Annotated in this window: 17 protein-coding genes; 4 read left to right on the forward strand and 13 right to left on the reverse strand. The window is 41.1% G+C overall.

Annotated features, from left to right (window positions below):
• Nucleotides 1-4: 4 nt before the first annotated feature.
• The 6 genes from MURRU_RS14615 to MURRU_RS14640 form a co-directional block, all read right to left on the reverse strand.
• Nucleotides 5-331, reverse strand: a complete 327-nt coding sequence (locus MURRU_RS14615; protein ID WP_014034248.1) for an ArsR/SmtB family transcription factor — start codon at nt 329-331, stop codon at nt 5-7.
• Between the two features lie 150 nt (nt 332-481).
• On the reverse strand, nt 482-1,483 hold the full coding sequence (locus MURRU_RS14620; protein ID WP_014034249.1) for a pirin family protein: 1,002 nt from the start codon (nt 1,481-1,483) through the stop codon (nt 482-484).
• A 164-nt stretch (nt 1,484-1,647) separates the two neighbouring features.
• A complete protein-coding gene (locus MURRU_RS14625; protein ID WP_014034250.1) occupies nt 1,648-3,075 on the reverse strand; it encodes an amidohydrolase in 1,428 nt (475 codons plus the stop codon).
• 96 nt (nt 3,076-3,171) lie between these two features.
• A complete protein-coding gene (locus MURRU_RS14630) occupies nt 3,172-4,485 on the reverse strand; it encodes a cryptochrome/photolyase family protein (RefSeq protein WP_014034251.1) in 1,314 nt (437 codons plus the stop codon).
• Nucleotides 4,485-5,177: an SDR family NAD(P)-dependent oxidoreductase gene (locus MURRU_RS14635; protein ID WP_014034252.1), complete on the reverse strand. Its 693-nt coding sequence runs from the start codon at nt 5,175-5,177 to the stop codon at nt 4,485-4,487. Before MURRU_RS14635 ends, MURRU_RS14630 begins: the two co-directional genes overlap by 1 nt.
• A 1-nt stretch (nt 5,178) precedes the next feature.
• Nucleotides 5,179-5,676 carry an SRPBCC family protein gene (locus MURRU_RS14640; RefSeq protein ID WP_014034253.1) on the reverse strand — a complete coding sequence of 166 codons (498 nt, stop codon included), beginning with the start codon at nt 5,674-5,676 and terminating at the stop codon, nt 5,179-5,181.
• A gap of 175 nt (nt 5,677-5,851) precedes the next feature.
• On the opposite strand from MURRU_RS14640, the gene MURRU_RS14645 reads away from it, so the two are divergent.
• Nucleotides 5,852-6,706 (forward strand): DUF2911 domain-containing protein, encoded by an 855-nt coding sequence (locus tag MURRU_RS14645; RefSeq protein WP_014034254.1) that lies wholly within the window; start codon nt 5,852-5,854, stop codon nt 6,704-6,706.
• Between the two features lie 54 nt (nt 6,707-6,760).
• On the opposite strand, the gene MURRU_RS14650 is transcribed toward MURRU_RS14645, so the two are convergent.
• The 6 genes from MURRU_RS14650 to MURRU_RS14675 all read right to left on the reverse strand — a co-directional run bounded on the left by MURRU_RS14650 (nt 6,761) and on the right by MURRU_RS14675 (nt 14,062).
• Nucleotides 6,761-8,470, reverse strand: a complete 1,710-nt coding sequence (locus MURRU_RS14650) for a sodium:solute symporter family protein (RefSeq protein ID WP_014034255.1) — start codon at nt 8,468-8,470, stop codon at nt 6,761-6,763.
• A gap of 111 nt (nt 8,471-8,581) precedes the next feature.
• Nucleotides 8,582-11,113 (reverse strand): PIG-L family deacetylase, encoded by a 2,532-nt coding sequence (locus MURRU_RS14655; RefSeq protein WP_014034257.1) that lies wholly within the window; start codon nt 11,111-11,113, stop codon nt 8,582-8,584.
• 92 nt (nt 11,114-11,205) lie between these two features.
• A complete protein-coding gene (locus MURRU_RS14660) occupies nt 11,206-12,162 on the reverse strand; it encodes a hypothetical protein (RefSeq protein WP_014034258.1) in 957 nt (318 codons plus the stop codon).
• A gap of 35 nt (nt 12,163-12,197) precedes the next feature.
• Entirely contained in the window at nt 12,198-12,797 is a 600-nt protein-coding gene (locus MURRU_RS14665) for a Maf family nucleotide pyrophosphatase (RefSeq protein ID WP_041801592.1), read from the reverse strand.
• Nucleotides 12,790-13,317, reverse strand: coding sequence for a KdsC family phosphatase (locus tag MURRU_RS14670; RefSeq protein ID WP_014034260.1), 528 nt, complete (start codon nt 13,315-13,317; stop codon nt 12,790-12,792). Before MURRU_RS14670 ends, MURRU_RS14665 begins: the two co-directional genes overlap by 8 nt.
• Nucleotides 13,301-14,062, reverse strand: coding sequence for a Rossmann-like and DUF2520 domain-containing protein (locus tag MURRU_RS14675; protein WP_014034261.1), 762 nt, complete (start codon nt 14,060-14,062; stop codon nt 13,301-13,303). The genes MURRU_RS14670 and MURRU_RS14675 overlap by 17 nt, the downstream gene beginning before the upstream one ends.
• A 133-nt stretch (nt 14,063-14,195) precedes the next feature.
• On the opposite strand from MURRU_RS14675, the gene MURRU_RS14680 reads away from it, so the two are divergent.
• Nucleotides 14,196-17,363, forward strand: a complete 3,168-nt coding sequence (locus MURRU_RS14680) for a cytochrome c biogenesis protein (RefSeq protein WP_014034262.1) — start codon at nt 14,196-14,198, stop codon at nt 17,361-17,363.
• A 1-nt stretch (nt 17,364) separates the two neighbouring features.
• Here MURRU_RS14680 and MURRU_RS14685 read toward each other — a convergent pair whose 3' ends face one another.
• Nucleotides 17,365-18,660: a M14 family metallopeptidase gene (locus tag MURRU_RS14685; protein WP_014034263.1), complete on the reverse strand. Its 1,296-nt coding sequence runs from the start codon at nt 18,658-18,660 to the stop codon at nt 17,365-17,367.
• A gap of 232 nt (nt 18,661-18,892) precedes the next feature.
• Between MURRU_RS14685 and MURRU_RS14690 the strand changes: the two genes are divergently transcribed.
• Entirely contained in the window at nt 18,893-20,302 is a 1,410-nt protein-coding gene (locus MURRU_RS14690; protein WP_014034264.1) for an MATE family efflux transporter, read from the forward strand.
• Nucleotides 20,303-20,361: 59 nt separating this feature from the next.
• Nucleotides 20,362-21,531 carry a trans-sulfuration enzyme family protein gene (locus MURRU_RS14695; protein WP_041802106.1) on the forward strand — a complete coding sequence of 390 codons (1,170 nt, stop codon included), beginning with the start codon at nt 20,362-20,364 and terminating at the stop codon, nt 21,529-21,531.
• Nucleotides 21,532-21,534: the final 3 nt, after the last annotated feature.

Here is a 21,534-nt window from a genome sequence, read left to right on the forward strand (position 1 = left end):
TTTATTATTTTTGTTTATTCTGAATTTGTGTAAAATAATTGTCGAGCTTACTAAAACGATCTTCCCAAATCTTCTTAAACTGCGACAGCCATTGATCAATTTCCTTTACTTTATCCATTTTTAATTCATAGCGGACTTCCCGACCTTTTTGAGTATAAGTGACCAAATCACATTCATGAAGTATTTTTAGATGTTTTGAAATTGTAGGGCGGGCAGCATCAAAATTTTCGGCAATAGTCCCTGCTGTCATAGCCTGTGAAGCCAATAGCATTAAAATGGCCCTTCTGGTAGGGTCTGCAATTGCCTGGAAAGGATCACGTCGTAATTTCATAAAATATGAAGTTATGTGGCTGCAAATATATATGTAGTTAATTGGCTACGCAAATTTATGCGCAAAAAAAATTTAAGAGCCGATTGGTTATTATACAAGCAATACGGCGTTCATGGAGTAATTAAGTAATCTTGAAAATGTTTAAGAAGATTATTTCTCTACCAATTTTCCATCTGGATAAAGAGCAAAACATCCTCTATTTTTATCATGGACATTGTCAGGATGAGGCCAGGGCCATCCACCAAATTGGGTCAAGCGGTACTCCTCCATCACTTTTTGGATTTCCGCTTGGGTATTCATAACAAACGGGCCGTATTTGGCCACGGGTTCCCCAATGGGTTTGCCCTGCAATAACATAAAATGAGCGGTTTCCGAACCAGTTTTAATGCTCACCTCTTCGCTAGGGTCCAACACAATACCAAAGTTGGGATTGATTTTTTTGTCACCAATATGAATTTCACTGCCCTCATAAAAGTATAGCACACGATTGACCAAAGAATTTGCCTTGGGCAGCACGTATTCGGAATTTGCGTCGGTGTGAATGTTCCATACGGCTACCTCATTTTCTATATTGGCGGCCCAAGAATCAGGAGCGGGGTCAATCGAGGCAACATTTTTATATGTTCCTGCGACTACTTTAATCCTAGCATTCTCTTCTTTAACCATTGGGATATCCTCATTCCATAGCATTTTAAAATGGGGGTCCACAAATTTTCCAGCTTTGGGCAGATTCAACCAAATCTGGAACAACTCCAAAGTATTTTCCTCATCGTCTTTTAACAATGGAAACATTTCGGAGTGTTGCACACCTCTACCGGCAGTCATCCATTGCACATCGCCTTGACCAAACCTACCAGCAGCACCCAAGGAATCGGAATGATCGCAAAAGCCCCTGTTTACAATAGTAATGGTTTCAAAACCGCAATGGGGGTGAGACGGAAATCCTGGAATGGTTTGTCCGTGGTACATTCGCCATTTTTGGCTGGGATCGAAATCACTTCCTAAATTCCGCCCTTTTAACAAAGATTCGTCGGGACCCATTTCGCCGTTACCCTTGGGAAAAAGGTCTAAATGGTACACACTGAACAAAAAGGGATCTAAGGTTTGCCAAGGGGTACTTAAGGGAAAGGTTTGTAGAATGGGTTTTTTCATTATTAATAGTTTACTAGTTTGAAGGTGTCTGAAAGGTAGGTTTTCGTCAACCTGAACTTGATTCAGGTTCTCATAACAATTTGTTTACCATTATGATGAGATTCTGAAATGAATTCAGAATGACGCATTTCGATACTTTTCAGACGCCTTCATCAAATTGTAATTTATTTTCCAGGGATTGGTGGTGGGCCATCTATCATGGCTTCATATTTTACATCACCTTTTCTGGTTTTATATTCCTCTTTTACTTTTTCTACCAATTTAGGGTCATCAAAAAGGTCCAACATGGTCATCCCCATGGCTTTAGATGCATATATCATTCCTTTATGGCCAATACTCATGCCACCACAGGCAACTACGGCCCAAGAGTGCCATGGAGTGCCTTTTGGTGCTACAGTTACCCCAAGGTTAATGTTTGGAACGTTCCAGCTTACATCACCAACATCGGTGGAACCTCCACCAGGAAGCTTCTCGGTTTCTTTTAATGGGTGAACTTCTCCATCCATGCCCACTTGTGGTTTTCCGGTAGCTTCTTGAATGGCTTTACCATAAGTAATTTCTTCATCGGTATAGGTAATTGGGCCTAAAAGCTCCAAATTGTTCTGCATAATTTTACCTCCTTCACGGTTCACCAAGGTCTCATAAATACCAGAAATCAAAGAATATTTGTAATCTACATTGGCCATGATGGCTGCACCTTCCGCCATTGCTTTTACGCGTTCAAAAGTAGGAAGCATCACATCTCTTTTTGGGTCGCGGACCCTGACCCACAAGCGGGCATAATCGGGAACAACGTTCACCACTTGCCCACCATCTTGAATGTGGTAATGAATTCGGGAGGTGGGTTTAATGTGCTCTCTGTAATAGTTGATTCCCGTAGTGTATAATTCCAATGCATCGGAAGCGCTACGACCGTTCCACGGATCGGATGAGGCGTGTGCGGCCTGGCCGTAAAATTCAATCATAAAATCTACCAGAGCCAATCCACTTTGTACATCGGCTTCAATTTCTGCGGATGGATGCCAGCTCACATTCACATCTACATCGTCCCAAAGTCCAGCTTCTACCATCCAGACTTTACCAAAAAACTTTTCTTCTGCGGGGGTTCCGAAGAATTTTACGGTTCCTTTTATGTTTCCGGCTTCTATTTGCTCCTTAATGGCAATGGCAGCACCTAAACTAGCAGCGCCAAACATGTTGTGTCCACAACCGTGACCTGGTTCGCCTTCAATTCTAGGGTCTTTGGTGGGTACCGTGTTTTGCGAAAGCCCAGGGAGTGCATCAAATTCTCCCAACACACTAATTACGGGTGAGCCTGAACCATAGGTTGCTATAAATGCAGTTGGGATATCCGCTACGCCTCGGGTCACGGTCATTCCGTTTTCCTCGGCATAATCGGCAAGTAGTTCTGAAGAAATGGACTCTTCAAAGGCGGTCTCTGCCAATGCCCAAATGGAGTCACTGATTTTGATAAGGTTTTCTTTGTGCTTTTCTACCGAAGCGACAACGGCTTTTTTGTCCTTGGTCATCTTTTGGGCGGATAGGTTAAGCGATACCAATCCCAAAAGGAGTAAGGTTGAAAATTTTTTCATTGTTAAGGTTTTGAGTTAGTTAAATGATATTGATTTTATTCTGTTTTTAGATAAAGCAAAACAGCATCAACAGGAACTAAAATTAACGAAAAAGCATCAACTTACCGCTTCTTTGTACGTTTTTAAGCATCGTTCACGAGCCATTTTGTGGTCGACGATGGGTTCGGGATAACTTAATTCTTGCAAGTCGGGTACCCACTGATTGATGTATTCCTTCTCTTTGTCAAACTTTTTTATCTGCGTGGTAGGATTGAATATCCTAAAATAAGGGGCGGCATCTACACCGCTGCCCGCGGCCCATTGCCAATTGCCCACGTTGCTGGCCATTTCGTAATCCAACAGCTTTTCGGCAAAGTAGGCTTCGCCCCAACGCCAATCGATCAACAAATGCTTGCATAAAAAGCTGGCCACCAGCATACGAACCCGATTGTGCATGTAGCCTGTCTTGTTCAATTCGCGCATTCCTGCATCTACCAAGGGGTAGCCTGTTTCTCCCGCTTTCCATTTTTCAAATTCCCCTTCGTTGTTGCGCCATTCGATTCTATCGTATTTGGGTCGGAAAGCTTTGTTTACGGTATGCGGAAAATGCCAGAGAATCTGCATAAAGAATTCTCGCCAAATTAACTCGTTCCAAAATGTTTCGTTCTTTTCATCCACGGCTTTCTTTACCATTTTACGGATGGAAACGGTACCAAAACGCAAATGGGGACCCAATCTTGATGTACCTTTTTCTTTGGCGGGATAGTCCCTTGTATCCTCATATTTTTGAATCAACTCAGAAGAAACTGTGAAATCTGGGACTTTAACAGAGGACTCTTCGAAACCCATATCTTCCAAAGAAAGTTGCGGTAAGGATTTGGATTGATACAAGTTTTTACGAAGGTCACTCAATGTATCGTATTCCACCAAATGGACGGATGGATTGAAATTTTCTTTCCATTTTCGCACATACGGGGTGTACACTACGTATGGGTCACCATCGTCCTTGACCACTTCTTCTTTTTCAAAAATTACTTGGTCTTTAAAGGTTTTGAACGGGATATCGTTTTGCACTAAAATTTCCTTTATTTGGGAATCGCGCTTTTTGGCGTAAGGTTCATAGTCATGGTTAGTATAGACCGCTTCAACAGTATAGTCTTGTATTAATTTTTTGAAGACTGCTTTTGGTGAATCATGAAACTGTGCAATACCACTACCATAATTGGCACTAAGTTGATTGTTTAGTTTTTGAATCTGTTTGTGGATAAAAGTTACCCTCGCATCGGCTTTGGGCAGATTTTCCAGTATTTCGGTGTCAAAAATAAATAGCGGTAATACTGGAACATCATTTTGAAGTGCTTGATAAAAGCCAACGTTGTCATCCAATCTTAAATCACGTCGGAACCAAAAAAGTATGACTTTGTCTTTCATTAACTCACATTTAAACTTGACATTCCTCCATCAACACCGATTACCTGTCCAGTAATCCATGAGTTATTGGAATCAAGTAAAAACAGTGCCATGTTCGAGATATCTTTTGGAACGCCCACCCTTTTCATGGGATGTCTTTCGGACATCATTTCTTTTTTCTTATCGTTGCTCAAAAGTCTTTCGGACAACGGGGTGTCTACCAAGGATGGAGCAATCACGTTGACCCTGACTTTTGGGGCGTATTCTGCCGCCAGTGCACGTGCAAAGCCCTCGATAGCTCCTTTTGCAGCGGAAACGCTCGTGTGGAAAGGCATTCCTGTTCCAACGGCTACCGTGCTAAAAAAAACCATACTGGAACCTTCGTTCATACGGTTTATGATGGATTTGACCGTTTTGGCCAAAGCGATAAAGTTGATTTCCATATCCTTTTGAATGGTATCGACCCCCATAGTTTTAAAAGGTTTTAGGTTGATACTACCTGGACAATATACAAAGCCATCCAGTTTTTCCGGTATTTCTTTTTCGGAAATGTCGTCGGAAAGGACATCGAAAGGAATATGGGTCACCTCCAGATTTGAAAGTTGTTCGTTGCTTCTACTGGCGATATAGACATTATTTTCTTTGGATAATTTTTTGGCCATTTCCAATCCAATTCCATAGGAACCTCCGATCAATAATATGTTCTTTTTCATGCTATACTTTTCTAATGCTTAAATAGTTCTCTTTTCCATTGACTTTACCAAAGAGCTCCGCAAGTTTGTTCTCCCGAAACTCAAAAATCTTTTGCAATTGTTTTTTTACTAAAAGGGGATGGGTAAGTTGCCCCAAAAATCCAAAGGGTAATTTATAATCGATAACATCTTCCATTTCAACACCTTCGGGGACTTCTTTTAAAAAATGTTTATGGTGCCAAAGGGAGTAAGGGCCAAATCGCTGTTCATCTACGAAATATTCCCCTTCTTTGACATGGGTTATTTCCGTAACCCATTTAGTTGACACGAGGGGAAATGGTTTTACAATGTATTGAATTACCTGGCCTTGGAACATGGGTCTGTCCGCTCCCGCCAAAATATGAAAACCCATATGTTGGGGAGTAATTACCGCCAAATTCTTAGGATCCGACAGAAAATCCCAAGCTTCTTTTTTGCCAATGGGAAATACTTGTTTTGATTGTAATTGGTAAAGTTGCATCCAATAGATTTTCTACAAAGATAAAAGTAAAATGTTTAATATAAATATTAAATAGTTAAACAAAAATTAAATCATAGCCATTAATTGACTAATTTTGTTTTAAGGTTTAATTAACAAATAGAGCAGTGCTTTATCTTAATTTTGCTCTACTAAACAATTAATTTATACAACAACTATGAAAAAATTTACATTCTTATTATTTGCGGTGTCCATGTGTTTTTCTTTGGAAGCACAAATACAGACGCCAGCGCCCAGCCCAGCTTCAACATTGGAGCAAAAGGTGGGATTGACCGATGTTACCGTTAAATATTCTCGCCCTGCCATGAAAGGAAGAAAAATATTTGGCGACTTGGTTCCCTTTGACGCTATTTGGAGGACTGGGGCCAATGAAAATACTACCATTACTTTCAGTGACGATGTTACCGTACAGGATAAGCCGCTAAAAGCAGGTACTTACGCTATTTATACAAGACCCAATGAGGCCGTTTGGGATGTTTTCTTTTATACCGATACTGATAATTGGGGTACACCACAAGAATGGGATGCATCCAAAGTGGCTGCAACGGTAAAAGTGGAAACAATGGAAATCCCGATGCCTATTGAATCTTTTACCATTACCATAGATGACCTTCATAACAATGGAGGGACCCTGGGCATTATGTGGGAGAACACTTATATAGGTGTTGATTTTATAGTCCCTACAGCGAAAAAAGCCATCAAAAGTATTGAAGAGACCATGGCGAACAAAGAAGATTTGAAAGCCAATGACTATTTTGCAGCGGGTTCTTATTATTTTTCTGAGGGCATGAACATGGAGCAAGCTAAGGAATGGGTGGACAAAGCTGTTGAAATGGGTGATGGAAAAGCTTATTGGATGATGCGTACACAATCTTTAATCTATGCTAAAATGGGCGATAAAGAAGCTGCCATTGAAGCTGCCAAAAAATCATTGGCCGCAGCCCAAGCCGCAGGCAACCAAGATTATGTGAAATTGAACAAGGACTCTTTAAAAGAGTGGGCAAAAATGTAGTTGCCGCGTAACAATAAATAAAATTGAAAAGCCCACTTTTTAAGTGGGTTTTTTTTATTCCTCGACAGCAGAGGAGTTTCCTAAAAAGTTATCGAACATCTGAGTAATAGTGGCCAGTACAATTACCAAAACACATCCAAAGGCATTCAACCATAAGTAGGACATCCAGTCTAAGTTGTAACCTACAATCACAATAATCTGGGTTACAATTGCTGCCACAAAAACGGCATTTCCTTTTACGAATTTAAAGAAGAACGCCAGTAGAAATATGCCTAGCACATTTCCGTAGAAAATAGAACCAATAATATTGACCAATTGAATCAAATTATCAAAAAGATTGGCCACATTGGCTATTATTATTGCAATGATTCCCCAAAGTAGGGTAAAGGCCTTGGTCGCTTTTAAATAGTGTTCTTGGGTATGTTCTTTTTTTACATTTCTTTTGTATAAATCCAAAGCGGTAATTGTACCAAGTGCATTTAATTCAGAAGCGGTGGAAGACATAGCCGCGGAGAGAATTACGGCCAAAAGGAGACCGATCAGCCCCATGGGCAAATTGTTTAGGATAAAATGGATAAACACATAATCCTTGTCGTTGGTTTCCACAGTGCCATCTGCTTTGGAAATTAAATCTTTGGCAGTTTCCCTGTTTGCATTTTCCCGCTCATTGATTTTTATAATATCCTGTTTCGCCTGCTCAATGGCATTGTATTCTTTAAGTTCAAGCGCTGCGGAAAAGGAATGTTGCGCCATTCGTTTTTCCTTTTCCAGTTCCTCATGGTCCTTTGAAAGCGATTGATAATCGTTGGCATATTCCGATTGCATTACAGCTTCGGTAGCTGCAGGATTAAAGTTTAAGGGAGATGAGTTGTATTGATAAAATACAAATACCATGGTACCCACCAATAGGATAAAGAACTGCATCGGTATTTTAAAAATCCCGTTAAAAATCAATGCAAACTGACTTTCACGAACAGATTTGCCCGATAAATAACGCTGCACTTGACTTTGATCAGTGCCAAAATAGGCCAAGGCCAAAAAGAAACCTCCCGTGATACCGCTCCAAAACGTATATCGGTTATTGGTATCAAAAGAAAAGTCCAAAATTTCGAGTTTATTGTTCGCCCCAGCTATTTTTAAAGCCTTACCGAAAGATATATCCGTAGGGAGCGCCCCCATTATAAAGAAGAAAGCAAAAAACATCCCCAACATAATAATGAACATCTGCTGCTTCTGGGTCATACTGACCGCTTTGGTACCTCCCGACACGGTGTAAATAATCACAAGAATTCCGATGATTACATTCAATGTCCTTAAATCCCATCCCAATACGGCGGAAAGGATTATGGAAGGGGCAAATATGGTAATCCCTGCGGCCAACCCACGTTGTACCAAGAACAAGAGAGCAGTAAGGGTTCTTGTTTTAAGATCAAAACGCCCTTCGAGCATTTCATAAGCGGTAAAAACCTTTAGTTTTTTGTAGATGGGAATAAAAACCAAACAAATGACGATCATGGCCAAGGGCAGTCCAAAATAGAATTGAACAAAGCCCATGCCGTCGTGGAAGGCTTGCCCTGGAGTAGATAAAAATGTTATGGCACTCGCTTGGGTGGCCATTACGGACAACCCAATGGTCCACCATTTTACATTGTCACCACCACGGACATAATCGTCCACATTATTGTTGCCACGCGTTTTCCAAACACCGTATGCCACGATGAAGAGTAGGGTGCTACCAAGAATAATCCAGTCGAGTAATGCCATTCAGGGGTCTAATTGTTTAAAATCATTATGAGGTAAAAAACCAATATATATATGGCATTTAAAAGGATAACAATGCTGTATTCCTTTTTCCATTCAAATTTGGTATTCATATTATCCTTTGACATTACTGTCTCTTTTTACTTCATCTTTTCCTACGGAAAGCATATTCGCAAAGAGTTTATATGCACCCGAAACCCCAACAGGTAATTCCCTGAAAAAGCTTAAACCTGTGTAAATATAGTGACCTTCTCCATAAGGTGCTACAATAAGGCTTCCTTGTTTTTCGGTTTCACCCTCATCTTTCATAGAGAGAATCGGCGTAAACTCAGAACTCCATTCACTTGGAAAATACAATCCACGTTCTTGTACCCACCCATCAAAATCTTTTTTTGTGATGGCATTCGGGAAATTCAGTAAAGAATGGTTGGGGACCAATATTTTTACCTCTGCATTTTCGTCCGTAACCCTATCTCTGGAAAGCGTCACATCGTATGGGGCAATGTTTTCAAATTGACTTGCCCATCTTCCAGCCGTATTGTACTGTACAATCATGGTGCCGCCATTTTTCACATAATCGAACAGCACGGATTGCTTAAACTTTAGGGCCTCCACCACATTGTAGGCTCTAATGCCCACGACCACAGCATCATATTTATCCAAATCCCCATTTTGAATATCATTGGGGTCAACAATATGGACTTGGTAACCGATTTGCTCTAAATTTTCGGGCACCATATCTCCAGCACCCATAATGTAAGCGATATGCTCCCCAGACTTTTTAATATCCATGCGAACCACTTTGGCTTCCGAAGGAAGTAATACGGATTGCTTTGGAATATGGTCGTAATCTATTTCTACAAGTTCCTTGTCGTAAACTTTGTTGCCCATTTTGATTTTTGGCTCAATTTTTCCTTCGCTTTCTGTATTGGGAGGAGTAACATTGAATATTACCGAAATTTCCTCGCCTTTTTGTGCAATGGAAAAAGGAATACTTTTAGGGGAAACCACCCAACCTGATGGATGGTTCAATGCAACAGTTCCGGACACCCCATTTTTACCTGCTCTTACTTTTACCTGCACCTCTTTGGTATCTGCACTGGCAAAAATGAGCACCTTTTCATCAATTTTGGACGTGACTTCGGGCAAAATGGCAAAGGGTTCGTACAACTCCCCTCTGTCGGGTCTGGAATAGCGGTGTACCACGGATTTTTCAAACGGAATATCCACTCCATCAATAACCAAAGTAAAAACTGCCTTAAAGGCACTTGGAGTTTCAGGTTTACCTATCAAACTTTGGTCGTTCACGGTATAAATTCCCAAAGTTCCAGGTTCGTTTAGCCAATATGGGCTGGTGTAGGAAGTGTTTTCAGGAACGGCAAAGCTTATTTCAAAACTCTCTTTTTGGTTGTTTCCCAAAATTTTGTTCGGGGTTAGATGGGCATTGGCTCCAACAATCTCAATTTTTTTTAAAGTGATGCTTGGAGAAGATCTGTTTATGCTTTCTATATTGATGGTTACCTTACTGCCAGGCGTAGCAGAGGAACTTGCAGAACTCGCTTCCAAATACAATCCTGCAGCGGCTTGGATGATATTTTTTAATTCTTCAGACTTAAGGGTTTTCCAATGCTCATCTTCGACTTTTTGTAATAGCTGATAAGCTTTTACAAGCTCGGGAATATGTTTTGATGGGTTCTGGAAATCGAAGTTCTCCTCAATCTTATATAAGATTTCTCCAACCGCTTCGCCTCCTTTTACACGCGACCAAGTGGTGTTGATGCCTTCAAACACATCATGGTTTTTGGGCATATCGCCTTTGAGCAGTTCAATATACTCGTTGTCAGCGCCTCTGTCCGTCAACCTGCCAAATCCTTGGCACAAGTGTTGGCTACGTGCCATAGCGGCAATTTCGTTGTTGGAAAGACCTAATTCTGGATAATACGTACCCACATCCAACTTTACCATATTGGACTTGTCTACCTTTTCAAACGCTTCTTGACTTCCATATTGCCACCAAGAAGTATTGTAGAAAATTCGTCTGGGTTGCCAAGGTGTTGTCCATTCCAGTTGCTCCGGATAAACATTGGGATTGTTGGCCAGTTCAAAAGCTTCCATGCTCAAAACAGCGGAAGACGTATGGTGACCGTGTGTGGAGCCAGGTGTTCTATGGTCAAATCTATTAATGATTACATCGGGCTGTATATTTCTAATGGCCCAGACCACATCGGCCAATACTTTGTCCTTGTCCCAAATTTTCAAGGTCTCCTTAGGGTGTTTGGAAAATCCAAAGTCAATGGCTCGCGTAAAGCGTTGTTCACCGCCATCTATATGTCTTGCAGCTAAAAGTTCTTGTGTACGCAATACTCCCAAAAGCTCGACTAGTTCAGAACCGATCAGGTTTTGTCCACCGTCGCCCCTTGTCATCGACAAATAGACCGTTCTCGCCTTTTCGTGGTTGTCAAGATAGGAAATCAGACTTGTATTTTCATCATCGGGGTGGGCCGCTACGTAAAGGGCCGTACCTAAAAAATTCAATTTTTGTATTTCGTGGAATAGCTCTGCCGAAGTAAGTTTATCTGGTTTTTGGGCAAAAGAATTAGTGAAAAGTAATATGGTAAGGGAGAGGAATACCCAAAAATGCTTCATAGTTGGTCGTTTAGTGGTTAATTCAAATATAGCCAGTATACATTTAGATATTGGATTATTTAGAAGAGTTTTAACATAGCCATTTGTTGGTGTTATAAACCTAAACTATCCCTTAAAATTAGATTTTTGTTTTCATTTTTACTCCAATAGGCTGTTTTTAGCGTTTTGATCTTAGATGCCGAGGTGGTCAATGTTTTTGCGTTTGAACCAAAGCCGCTTTTAAATTCTTCCGTCCAACTTTCAATGGAAAAAGGAAAGTCAGCCATGAAATTTATCATCAACTTTCGTTCCAGTTCAGGATAAGAAATGGTGTAAGTTGTAATGCCATCTTTGGAAGACATGGTTGCATTGGCGGTATATGCTTTCATCTTCTGATGCCTTAAACGAAGAAACTCCAAAGAAGGTATCATTGAAATTTCACCTTGAGGAAGGTTTTCGGGGTTGATTCGGATTTTGGTCCAGATTTCATTTTCCAAGAATGATTTTTCCATAGAAAATTCTTGATCGGCTTCGCCTTCAAAATACGAATGTGAGGTAAATTCAAATTTTTCACGATTGTTCAGCTGTGAATATACATGTCCGCACCATTCCTGAACGGACAAACTGGTCTTCACTGCATGCTGATTATCGTAAACCGGATAAAATGTGCTGCTCATAATGGAGTAGGGGTAAATTCCTGTCAAAAACTTTTTGGTGGCATTCAATTTCAAAACTGAAATGTTTTCAGGATTGTTGCCATTTGCTTTGACCTGCTCTTTGGGCAAAAATGGTTCGGTAACATAAATCAGAACCGCGTTTCCATCACGTAACTCTCCATATCTCGCTTGTTCCAATTTATAGGAAGTGATTTCGGCATCGCCGGCATACCAATAATTTTTGAAATTATCAGTGAGGGGGTATTTTGGCTTAGCTGTTGAGGGTGTAGTGTTTTCTTGGCCGGATGTTTCTCTGGATTCCGCTGTTTGATTTTTATCGATACAAGAGGTCAATATAAACAAAACCAATATCCATGTGATACTTTGAAGATTGAATTTTATAGATGATTTCATGAGCAGAGGATTTTAGTAAAGTTACACATCCAAACTCAAGAAACCATATCCATTAGGGTTTGGTAGACCAAATCGGTAGGAAGTCCCACCACATTGGTATAAGAACCTTGAATTTCGGCGATACCGATCATACCGATCCATTCCTGAATGCCGTAAGCTCCTGCTTTATCAAAAGGCTGGCAGGTTTCAATATAGTAGTTGATTTCATCATCAGAGAAATCTTTTAGTTTCACTTTGGTAATGCCGCTGACCGTTTTTTGAAAACCTTTCGTGGTAAAACAGACCGAAGTTATAACCTCGTGCCAATCCCCTGAGAGGGTACGAAGCATTTCAAAAGCCTCTGTTTTATTGGCAGCTTTGGCCAAGGAAGTTTTGTTGTGCCAAACCACCGTATCCGAAGTGATCACTATTTGGTTGGGTTCTAATTCTTCTTTGAAGGGAGTGGCCTTGAGTTGTGCTAAATATTCGGATATTTCTTGCCCTTGCAGCTCTTCTGGGTAGATTTCTTTCACCGATTTTGGTCGAACCTCAAAATCCAGCCCCAATTCTTCCAAAAACATTTTGCGTCTTGGCGAACCAGAAGCTAATATAATTTTTTTGCCCCTGAGCTTTTCTTTGAGTGGATTTTTAGTCATTCTTGGCGCTAAAATTATCGTTCCAGTCTCCACGAACCTTTAAAACTTGCTCAATAATATCACGAACACAGCCTTCACCACCGTTTTTATGGGAAACATAATCGGAAATAGCTTTTACCTCAGGCACTGCGTTTTGTGGGGAAGTGGCCAATGCTACCATTTTCATTGGGGGGATATCGGGTAGATCGTCACCCATATAAACCACGGATTGTGGGTCTATACCGTAAATGTCCAAGTATTCCTCCAAAGGTTCTTCCTTGTGGTGTGCGCCCATATAAAAATCGGTTACCCCGAGTCCTTTTAAGCGCTCTTTTACGCCTTGGTTTGTGCCGCCTGTAATAATACAGACATTGTATCCTTTTTTAATGGCAGTTTTAAGGGCGTATCCATCTTTTACGCTCATTTTTCGGAGCAATTCCCCATCGGCGGTAATCATAACAGTTCCATCGGTAAAAACACCATCAACATCAAAAACAAAGGTGGTAATGTTGCTCAAAAGCTCTTTATAATTCTTCTTCATGCGCTTGTTTTATGGCTTGGCTCAATAATTTATAGAGTGCAATGTGTTCTTTTTTGCTTAAAAGTTCCAGATGACTTTCCATACTTTTGGTGTCATTTCTGCGAGCTGGACCTGTTTGTGCTTCTTTTGGCGACATGGCTTGGATTTTATCGGCCGTTTCCATGATCAATGGTTTCAACAAATCAAAAGATAGCCCTTCTTCCAAACAAAATTCTTCGCCAACACTGTACAGGTAATTAGTAAAGTTGTTCACAAAAACGCCTGCAAGATGCAATTTTTTTCGCTGTTCCGAGTCAATATGGTGTACGTTTTCAGAAATGGAATCCGCCAACTTATGCAAGGTTTCTAGTGATTCCTTTTCTTCTGCTTCAATGCAGACAGGAATAGAACCAAAATCCACCGTTTTACCTTTGGTAAAGGTCTGCAATGGATAAAAAACCCCTTTGTTCTGGGTCTGAATCGCCTTCAAACCTATAGCGCCCGAGGTATGGGCTACGATTCCCTTTTTCTTTAATAAATGTTGAGACACTTCGGTAATGGCATCATCTTTTACCGCAATCAAATAAATATCGGCATCAACTATGCAATCAAAAGAATTGGAAATAGTGGAATGCTCGGAAAATTGCTGTAATTCTTTCTGATTTCTGCCCACAATTTGGACCAAATCAACATCATCAGCGTTTGTAAAAGCAGTGTACAAGTGTTTGGCGAGGTTTCCAGTCCCCAGAATTACAATCTTGAGCATGATCAAAATTACAAATTTAGGTTCGATGGATTATAGTAAGAATTAACAAATCTGTTTGATTTTTATGACTTAATGCAATAAGGAAGTTCTAAAAAGACCGTATTTTTGCAAGCCGAAAGTAGACCGAATTTCCATGATCGATATTCTTAAGAAAACTTTATTCTCCACAAGACTTATGGCTGTTCTTTTTTTGGTTTTTGCTGCGGCAATGGCTATGGGAACCTTTGTGGAAAGCTGGTATAGCACCGAAACAGCAAGGATTTACATTTACAATGCGACTTGGTTCGAGGCCATTATGGTCTTTTTTGTCATCAATTTCTTTGGGAATATTTACCGATACCGTTTGTTGCAATGGAAAAAGTGGCCCGTGCTTACCCTTCATTTATCGTGGATCTTGATCATTGTTGGGGCGTTTGTTACGCGTTATATCAGTTATGAGGGAATGATGCCGATTCGCGAAGGTGCATCGGAGAAGGTATTTTATTCGGATAAAACCTATTTGACCGCTTTTGTGGATGGTGACATCAACGGGGAAACCAAGCGAAGGGTCTTAGAGGACGATATTTTGGTGACCCCCGAAGGAAAACGCTCCAGTCTGCCCTGGAAATCCGATTTCAACGGACAACCTTTCTCCATAAGTTATGTGGATTTCATCAAAGGTGCAGAAAGAGGGTTGATTCCCGATGAAAACGGAAAGGAATATTTGCAAATCGTGGAAGCAGGTAATGGTCAGCGTCATGAACACTATCTGGAGAATGGTAAAATTGCCAGCGTCCATAATATACTATTTGCCCTGAACAATGAAACCGACGGGGCCATCAACATTTTTTATGATGAAGAGAATGGCTTCCGCATCAAATCTCCTTTCGAGGGGAATTTTATGCGAATGGCGGACCAGTTCCAAGGCGAAGTGGTCAGCGATAGCGTTCAACCCCTGCAGTTACGTTCGCTATACACTATGGGCGGTATGCAGTTTGTGGTGCCCGAACCTTTGGTAAAAGGAAGGTACGGTATTGTTAAAGTGCCAGATGAAGAAATCACCAAGGTTACGCAAGATGCTCTGATAGTTGCTATCTCCGCCAATGGTGAGCGCAAGGAAGTCAAATTGTTGGGAAGTAAGGGAACGTCAAATTTCTCTGATAAGATCCATGTAGGAGGATTGGATTTTTCATTGAGCTACGGCTCCAAAGTCTATGAACTTCCCTTTTCTATCGAATTGAATGACTTTATAGCGGAGAAGTATCCCGGTACGGAAGCTGGTTACGCCTCATTCATGAGTAAAGTCACGGTACACGATGAGCGCTCTTTTGATTATGATATTTATATGAATCATGTGCTGGACCATCAAGGATACCGGTTTTTTCAGTCCAGTTTTGACCCGGATGAACGTGGAACGGTACTTTCCGTAAACCACGATAGGTGGGGCACATGGATTACGTATATAGGTTATTTTCTGCTGTATATTGGTTTGATGGGCATTATGTTCTTTGGAAAAACACGTTTTAGAGACTTACAGGAAATGCTCGAAAAAATCAAGGATAAGAAAGCAGCTTTGACCACTATTGCTCTTTTCTTTGCTTTTGTGTCGGCAAATGCTCAGGAAGCCCATGATGAACATTCCTTGGTGCCAACAAAAGCCCAAATTGACTCTGTAATCCAAGCAACTACGGTGGCCACAGAACATGCCGAAAAGTTTGGCGCTTTGATTATTCAGGATGAAGGAGGACGGATGAAGCCTATAAACACTTTTGCGTCCGAATTGTTAAGGAAGTTGAGCGGTGACGATGAGTACAAAGACCTATCTGCCAACCAAGTTTTTCTTTCTATGATGCTGAATCCAGGGGTTTGGTACACCGCTGACATTATTGCTTTGGGTAAAAAAGAAAACGATAGCATCCGTAAAGTAATAGGTGTGCCCGAAGGCACCGAGTTTGTAAAAGCCACCGATTTTTTTGATTCAAAAGGCACATATAAACTTAGACCTTATCTTGAAAAGGCAACTTCGACCAATAATCCATCAAACTTTGAAAAGGACTTTAAAAAAGTAGGGGAGCGGTTGAGTTTATTGGACATCGCATTGAGTGGACAAATAGTAAAGATTTTTCCCCTGCTAAACGATGAGAACAACAAGTGGATCTCTGCTGTGGAATATCGCTCTGGACAATATCAAGTGCAAGATTCGTTGTATGCGAATTTCATCAAAAATGCGATGCCGTATTATTTGAATTCCCTACAAAAATCCATTGCAACTGGTGATTATTCACAACCAGATAGGTTATTGGAAGCATTCCAGCAAAATCAAAAAAATCATGGGGAGGAGATTCTACCATCAGAAAACAAAATAAAGACGGAAATCATTTACAACAAGCTGGATCTGTTCAACCGTTTGTACAAATACTACGCCTTGGTCGGTGTGTTGTTGTTTTTTGTGTTGATTGCTAAAATTTTTAAGGAAAGAAAGATATTGGATGCCTTTGCCTATTTATTAAAAGGTACTATAATCATATTCTTTATTTGGCACACTATTGGTTTGGTGTTGCGTTGGTACATTTCTGGCCACGCCCCTTGGAGTGATGCCTATGAAAGTATTCTGTATGTAGCATGGGCAACCATGGGCATTGGTTTGGCCTTGGGCCGAAAAAGTGAACTTACCATTGCCGCAAGTGCTTTTGTAACCTCCATGCTATTATGGATAGCCCACCAGAGTTGGGTAGATCCTGCTATCGCCAACTTACAGCCTGTTTTGGACAGTTACTGGTTAATGATTCACGTTGCAGTAATCGTGGGCAGCTATGGCCCTTTAACGGTCGGGATGATTTTAGGTGTAGTAGCATTGCTGCTCATGGTTCTCACTACCAAAAAGAACAAAAAGCGAATGGACCTCAATATAAAAGAGCTTACGGTTATCAATGAACTGGCGCTTACCGCTGGTTTGGTCATGTTGACCATAGGTAACTTTTTAGGCGGGCAATGGGCCAACGAGAGTTGGGGGCGTTATTGGGGATGGGATCCCAAAGAGACTTGGGCACTGATTTCGATTATGGTATATGCTTTTGTGCTTCACATGCGGTTGGTTCCCGGGCTAAGAGGAAAGTGGGTTTTCAATTTTGCAAGTATTGTCGCCTTTGCCAGTATTATGATGACCTATTTTGGGGTAAACTTTTATTTGGCTGGCTTGCACAGTTATGCGAGTGGGGACCAAGTAATAACCCCAAGCTTTGTGTGGTACACCGTACTTGGGGTCTTTGTTCTTGGAGGCATAAGCTTTTGGAGATACAAAGTGCATTACGCCAAAAAATAGGTTATTCTTCCATTAAGAGCTTCATAATTTCTTCCGCAGCTACTTTACCTTTTTCCTTTAGGAAAGGTCTGGAAGTATTGTCGCCCAATTCAAATACAATGGCAGGCATTCCGTGGTGCACATAAAAGTATTTGCTCGAAACCATGGTTGGGTCAATTTCATCGGAAGCGCTTATGTTGGTTTGCTTTTGGGGTAATCTTTTACTGATGTTTTCAATCCAATCAAAGATTATTTTTCCTTTTTCGCCCGTTACCGTGGTATCAATAGGGTAGTAGATGTCGTCCCAAGTGGAGTGGAAATCCGCTCCGAAAACAAAATCGTACGTTTTGTCTTTCTCTACAAGAAAATCCCGAACGTTTCTAGTTTCGGGCTGGTTGAAGTTTTGCCAGTCCCTATTCAAATCAATACCACCTGTATTATGTCTCCAATGGCCATTGTCGGCTCCATCAGGATTCATTAAGGGCACCGCAAAAACCGTATGTTCTTGTCTAAACGTTTTGGCCAGTTCTGAATCGCCCGAAATGGTCTCGATAAAGGACTTCATCGCTAAAAATCCTGTTACTTCGGGAGGGTGTTGTCTGGAAATGATCATCAAGCCCTTTTTAGCTTCTTTATTTTCATTGATTTCCATTAAGTGCATGGTCCTTTTCTCTTTGGAAAGGCCAATGGGGTAATTTTCAATGAATGGTTTTTGGCTCAAGGAATCTACCCATTCTTGTACAACTGAAGAAGTATAAAGTTCCTGAGCAGTAATCCACGTCGGATTTTTGGTAACGTTTATGGTGAGTTCTGCGGATTCTGGGGCAGCTTTTATTCCAAAATCACCTTCTCCAGGATTAATCGCCTTAAAATTCGTACTGTCCAATGGTTTAAAATTTCTACCATCGGAGCTGATTTTTGGGTAATACCTGCTTCTGGAATCTTGATAATTGAGCTGAACCGTAATGTCACGAGGTTCTTCGGACCAAACTTGAAAGGCGTACCATGGACTCACGTTAATGGGTGTGTTTTCAGCGGTAACCCAAATGGTATAATGGTCATCACCGTCATAGGCCACACCATTTAAGCGGGCACCTTCAAACCTATTGGAAAAGAATGTGGTACTATCATTAAAAGCCCAAACCCCTCGCCATTGTTTTTGAATAGGCCTGTCTACCGTGGGTACTACCGGACTTTTTCCTTGCCCTTGGTAACCTGATTTTTTTTCGGTTTCAGCAGTTTCAGGATTCTTTTTACAGGATGATGTAAGTACCATGGAAAACAGTATTCCAATGGCAATCAAACTTTTAATACGCATGGTTTTTGAATTATTTGAGTTGGTTTGATTACGAAGGTAGGAACAAGGAATGAAGTAGTACAAAAAAAAATATTAATTATATTTCATTTTTTTTGCATATTTGTACCATCATGAAGCTATAAGAATTATGTACACCATAGATGTCACCTTTGGCTTGGAGCCAATCATATAACCGAACACTTCTCGGTCATCTAGACGTTTCCCTTCATTTTTCACACATAATTCTTTAATAATGACAGCTCAACATACACATACATTTAAAAAATTTATTCAATATTTTTGGATAGCTATTTCGGGCAAAGAAACTGAATTTACATCAGGAAGCATCAGAAAGGCCATATTTATGCTTTCCATTCCCATGATCTTAGAAATGCTCATGGAATCCATTTTTGCCTTGGTGGATATTGCCTACGTTTCCAAAGTAAGCGTTAATGCCGTGGCTACAATTGGGCTCACGGAATCCGTAATCACTCTGGTGTATGCTTTGGCCATTGGGCTTAGTATGGCCGCCACAGCCGTTGTTGCCCGTAGAATTGGTGAAAAGGATGTGGACGGCGCCAGAATTGCCGCAGTACAAGCCATTAGTTTAGGAGTAGTAATTTCCGTAGTAATTGGAATTATTGGAATCTTCTATGCCAAAGAGATTTTGGCGTTGATGGGCGGAGAACCTGACTTAATTGCTGAAGGTTATGGATATACTCAATTTTTGATTGGGGGCAATATTACAGTTGTCCTTCTATTTTTGATCAATGCCATTTTCCGAGGCGCAGGTAATGCATCCATTGCCATGTGGGCCTTGGTGCTTTCCAACGGACTCAATATTATTTTGGACCCTATGTTCATTTTCGGGTTTGGACCTATTCCGGAAATGGGGGTAAAAGGAGCAGCTGTTGCCACCAATATTGGCAGAGGAACCGCTGTACTTTTTCAATTGGGAATTTTGTTCTTTGGATGGGGTAAAATCAAATTGGTGGCCAAGGATTTGGTCCTTAACCTTAAGGTTATGATCGGTTTGATCAAAGTTTCTCTAGGAGGGATTGCCCAATTTTTGATAGGAACCTCGAGTTGGATTTTCCTTATGCGAATTATGTCCGAATTCGGGAGCGAAGTTTTGGCAGGTTACACCATTGCCATTCGAGTTATGATGTTCACTTTAATGCCCTCCTGGGGTATGAGCAACGCCGCGGCCACCTTGGTAGGACAGAATTTAGGTGCCAAACAACCGGATAGGGCAGAGCAATCCGTTTGGAAAACTGGAAAATACAATGCTTGGTTTATGGGAATCGTTTCATTGGGATATCTGATTTTTGCGAATACTATTGTTTCTTGGTTCAATACAACGCCAGAAGTGGTGAAGAGTGGAGCACTTTGTTTACAGGTTATCGCATTGGGTTATATTTTCTATGCCTATGGCATGGTGATGACCCAAGCATTCAATGGGGCAGGGGATACCCGCACACCGACCAGGATAAATTTGATATCGTTCTGGTTGTTCCAATTGCCTTTGGCCTACATTTCGGCCTTGGTTTTGGGCTGGGGAGCAACGGGTGTTTTTGTCGCCATCACTTTGGCGGAAGTATTGTTGGCAGTTTTGGCCATAATCTGGTTTAAAAAAGGAAAGTGGAAGAAAGTCCAAGTATGATGGGTTTCGTATCTTTATCCTAAATGAAAACCAACATGAAAACCAACATGAAAACCAACATGAAAAGCAATAAAAAAGGAATCAATACCATCTGTACCCATGTAGGTGAATTGGAGGATAAAGAATTTAAAGGAGCTGTTTCGCCATTGTACATGAGTACCTCTTACCAATTTGAAGACGTAGCGGTTAAGAGATACCCCAGATATTTCAATACACCCAATCAAGAGGCGTTGTGTAAAAAACTGGCGGCCCTGGAACATGCCGAGGCCGCTTTGATTTTTGGCAGTGGTATGGCTGCTATCAGTACGGCATTGATGACTTTTCTGCAAGCGGGAGACCATGTGGTGCTGCAACAGACCATTTATGGTGGTACGTATCATTTTGCCGTAAGTCAATTTGAGAGATTCGGCATTGAATATTCCTTTACCACAGGATGGGAAGTTGAAGATTTCGAAAAAGAAATCAAACCAAACACCAAGGTGTTGTATTTGGAAACCCCTTCCAACCCGTTATTAACGATTACCGATGTAAAAGGAGTCGCAGATTTGGCCGAAAAGAAAGAAATCCTGTCCATGATCGACAATACCTTTGCAAGCCCCGTTAATCAAAATCCAATTGATTTTGGGGTGGATGTGGTTGTGCACAGTGCCACAAAATATATGGGGGGACATTCCGATATTTGTGCAGGTGTGGTTGCCGCTTGCCAAGAGAATATGGACAAGGTGTTCCAAACCGGGATTTGTTTTGGTGGAAGCCTGAGCGATTACACAGTCTGGCTTTTGGAACGAAGCATCAAAACCATGGCAATCCGGGTAAAGGCCCAAAACGAGAATGCAATGAAAATGGCCACATATCTAAATCAAAGCAAAGATGTGGACAATGTGTACTATCCTGGCTTGGAAGACCATCCAGGTCACGAATTGGCAAAATCGCAGATGAAAGGTTTTGGAGGTATGCTTTCGTTTGAACTGAAACCAGAAATTGACGCATCTTTATTTTTTAAAGAGTTGAAATTGATAAAACCATCCATGAGTTTGGCGGGCATTGAAAGCACCGTGCTTTCGCCAACCCAAACATCTCATGCCCTTATGAGCCCAGAGGATAGGGCAAAACAGGGGATAAAGGATTCATTGATTCGTTTCTCCCTCGGCATTGAGGAAACCGAAGATTTAATAGCAGATATTGAACAGGCGATTGCCAAAGTAAAATCCACGACCGTTACGGTATAAAAA

Origin of the sequence: Allomuricauda ruestringensis DSM 13258, from assembly GCF_000224085.1 — a bacterium.
GTDB classification, from domain to species: Bacteria; Bacteroidota; Bacteroidia; order Flavobacteriales; family Flavobacteriaceae; genus Flagellimonas; species Flagellimonas ruestringensis.

Bases quoted from the DNA above. Each gene is read 5' to 3' on its own strand.
- MURRU_RS14615 (WP_014034248.1), bottom strand. From the start codon at position 331: ATGAAATTACGACGTGATCCTTTCCAGGCAATTGCAGACCCTACCAGA.
- MURRU_RS14620 (WP_014034249.1), bottom strand. From the start codon at position 1,483: ATGAAAAAACCCATTCTACAAACCTTTCCCTTAAGTACCCCTTGGCAA.
- MURRU_RS14625 (WP_014034250.1), bottom strand. From the start codon at position 3,075: ATGAAAAAATTTTCAACCTTACTCCTTTTGGGATTGGTATCGCTTAAC.
- MURRU_RS14630 (WP_014034251.1), bottom strand. From the start codon at position 4,485: ATGAAAGACAAAGTCATACTTTTTTGGTTCCGACGTGATTTAAGATTG.
- MURRU_RS14635 (WP_014034252.1), bottom strand. From the start codon at position 5,177: ATGAAAAAGAACATATTATTGATCGGAGGTTCCTATGGAATTGGATTG.
- MURRU_RS14640 (WP_014034253.1), bottom strand. From the start codon at position 5,676: ATGCAACTTTACCAATTACAATCAAAACAAGTATTTCCCATTGGCAAA.
- MURRU_RS14645 (WP_014034254.1), top strand. From the start codon at position 5,852: ATGAAAAAATTTACATTCTTATTATTTGCGGTGTCCATGTGTTTTTCT.
- MURRU_RS14650 (WP_014034255.1), bottom strand. From the start codon at position 8,470: ATGGCATTACTCGACTGGATTATTCTTGGTAGCACCCTACTCTTCATC.
- MURRU_RS14655 (WP_014034257.1), bottom strand. From the start codon at position 11,113: ATGAAGCATTTTTGGGTATTCCTCTCCCTTACCATATTACTTTTCACT.
- MURRU_RS14660 (WP_014034258.1), bottom strand. From the start codon at position 12,162: ATGAAATCATCTATAAAATTCAATCTTCAAAGTATCACATGGATATTG.
- MURRU_RS14665 (WP_041801592.1), bottom strand. From the start codon at position 12,797: ATGACTAAAAATCCACTCAAAGAAAAGCTCAGGGGCAAAAAAATTATA.
- MURRU_RS14670 (WP_014034260.1), bottom strand. From the start codon at position 13,317: ATGAAGAAGAATTATAAAGAGCTTTTGAGCAACATTACCACCTTTGTT.
- MURRU_RS14675 (WP_014034261.1), bottom strand. From the start codon at position 14,062: ATGCTCAAGATTGTAATTCTGGGGACTGGAAACCTCGCCAAACACTTG.
- MURRU_RS14680 (WP_014034262.1), top strand. From the start codon at position 14,196: ATGATCGATATTCTTAAGAAAACTTTATTCTCCACAAGACTTATGGCT.
- MURRU_RS14685 (WP_014034263.1), bottom strand. From the start codon at position 18,660: ATGCGTATTAAAAGTTTGATTGCCATTGGAATACTGTTTTCCATGGTA.
- MURRU_RS14690 (WP_014034264.1), top strand. From the start codon at position 18,893: ATGACAGCTCAACATACACATACATTTAAAAAATTTATTCAATATTTT.
- MURRU_RS14695 (WP_041802106.1), top strand. From the start codon at position 20,362: ATGAAAAGCAATAAAAAAGGAATCAATACCATCTGTACCCATGTAGGT.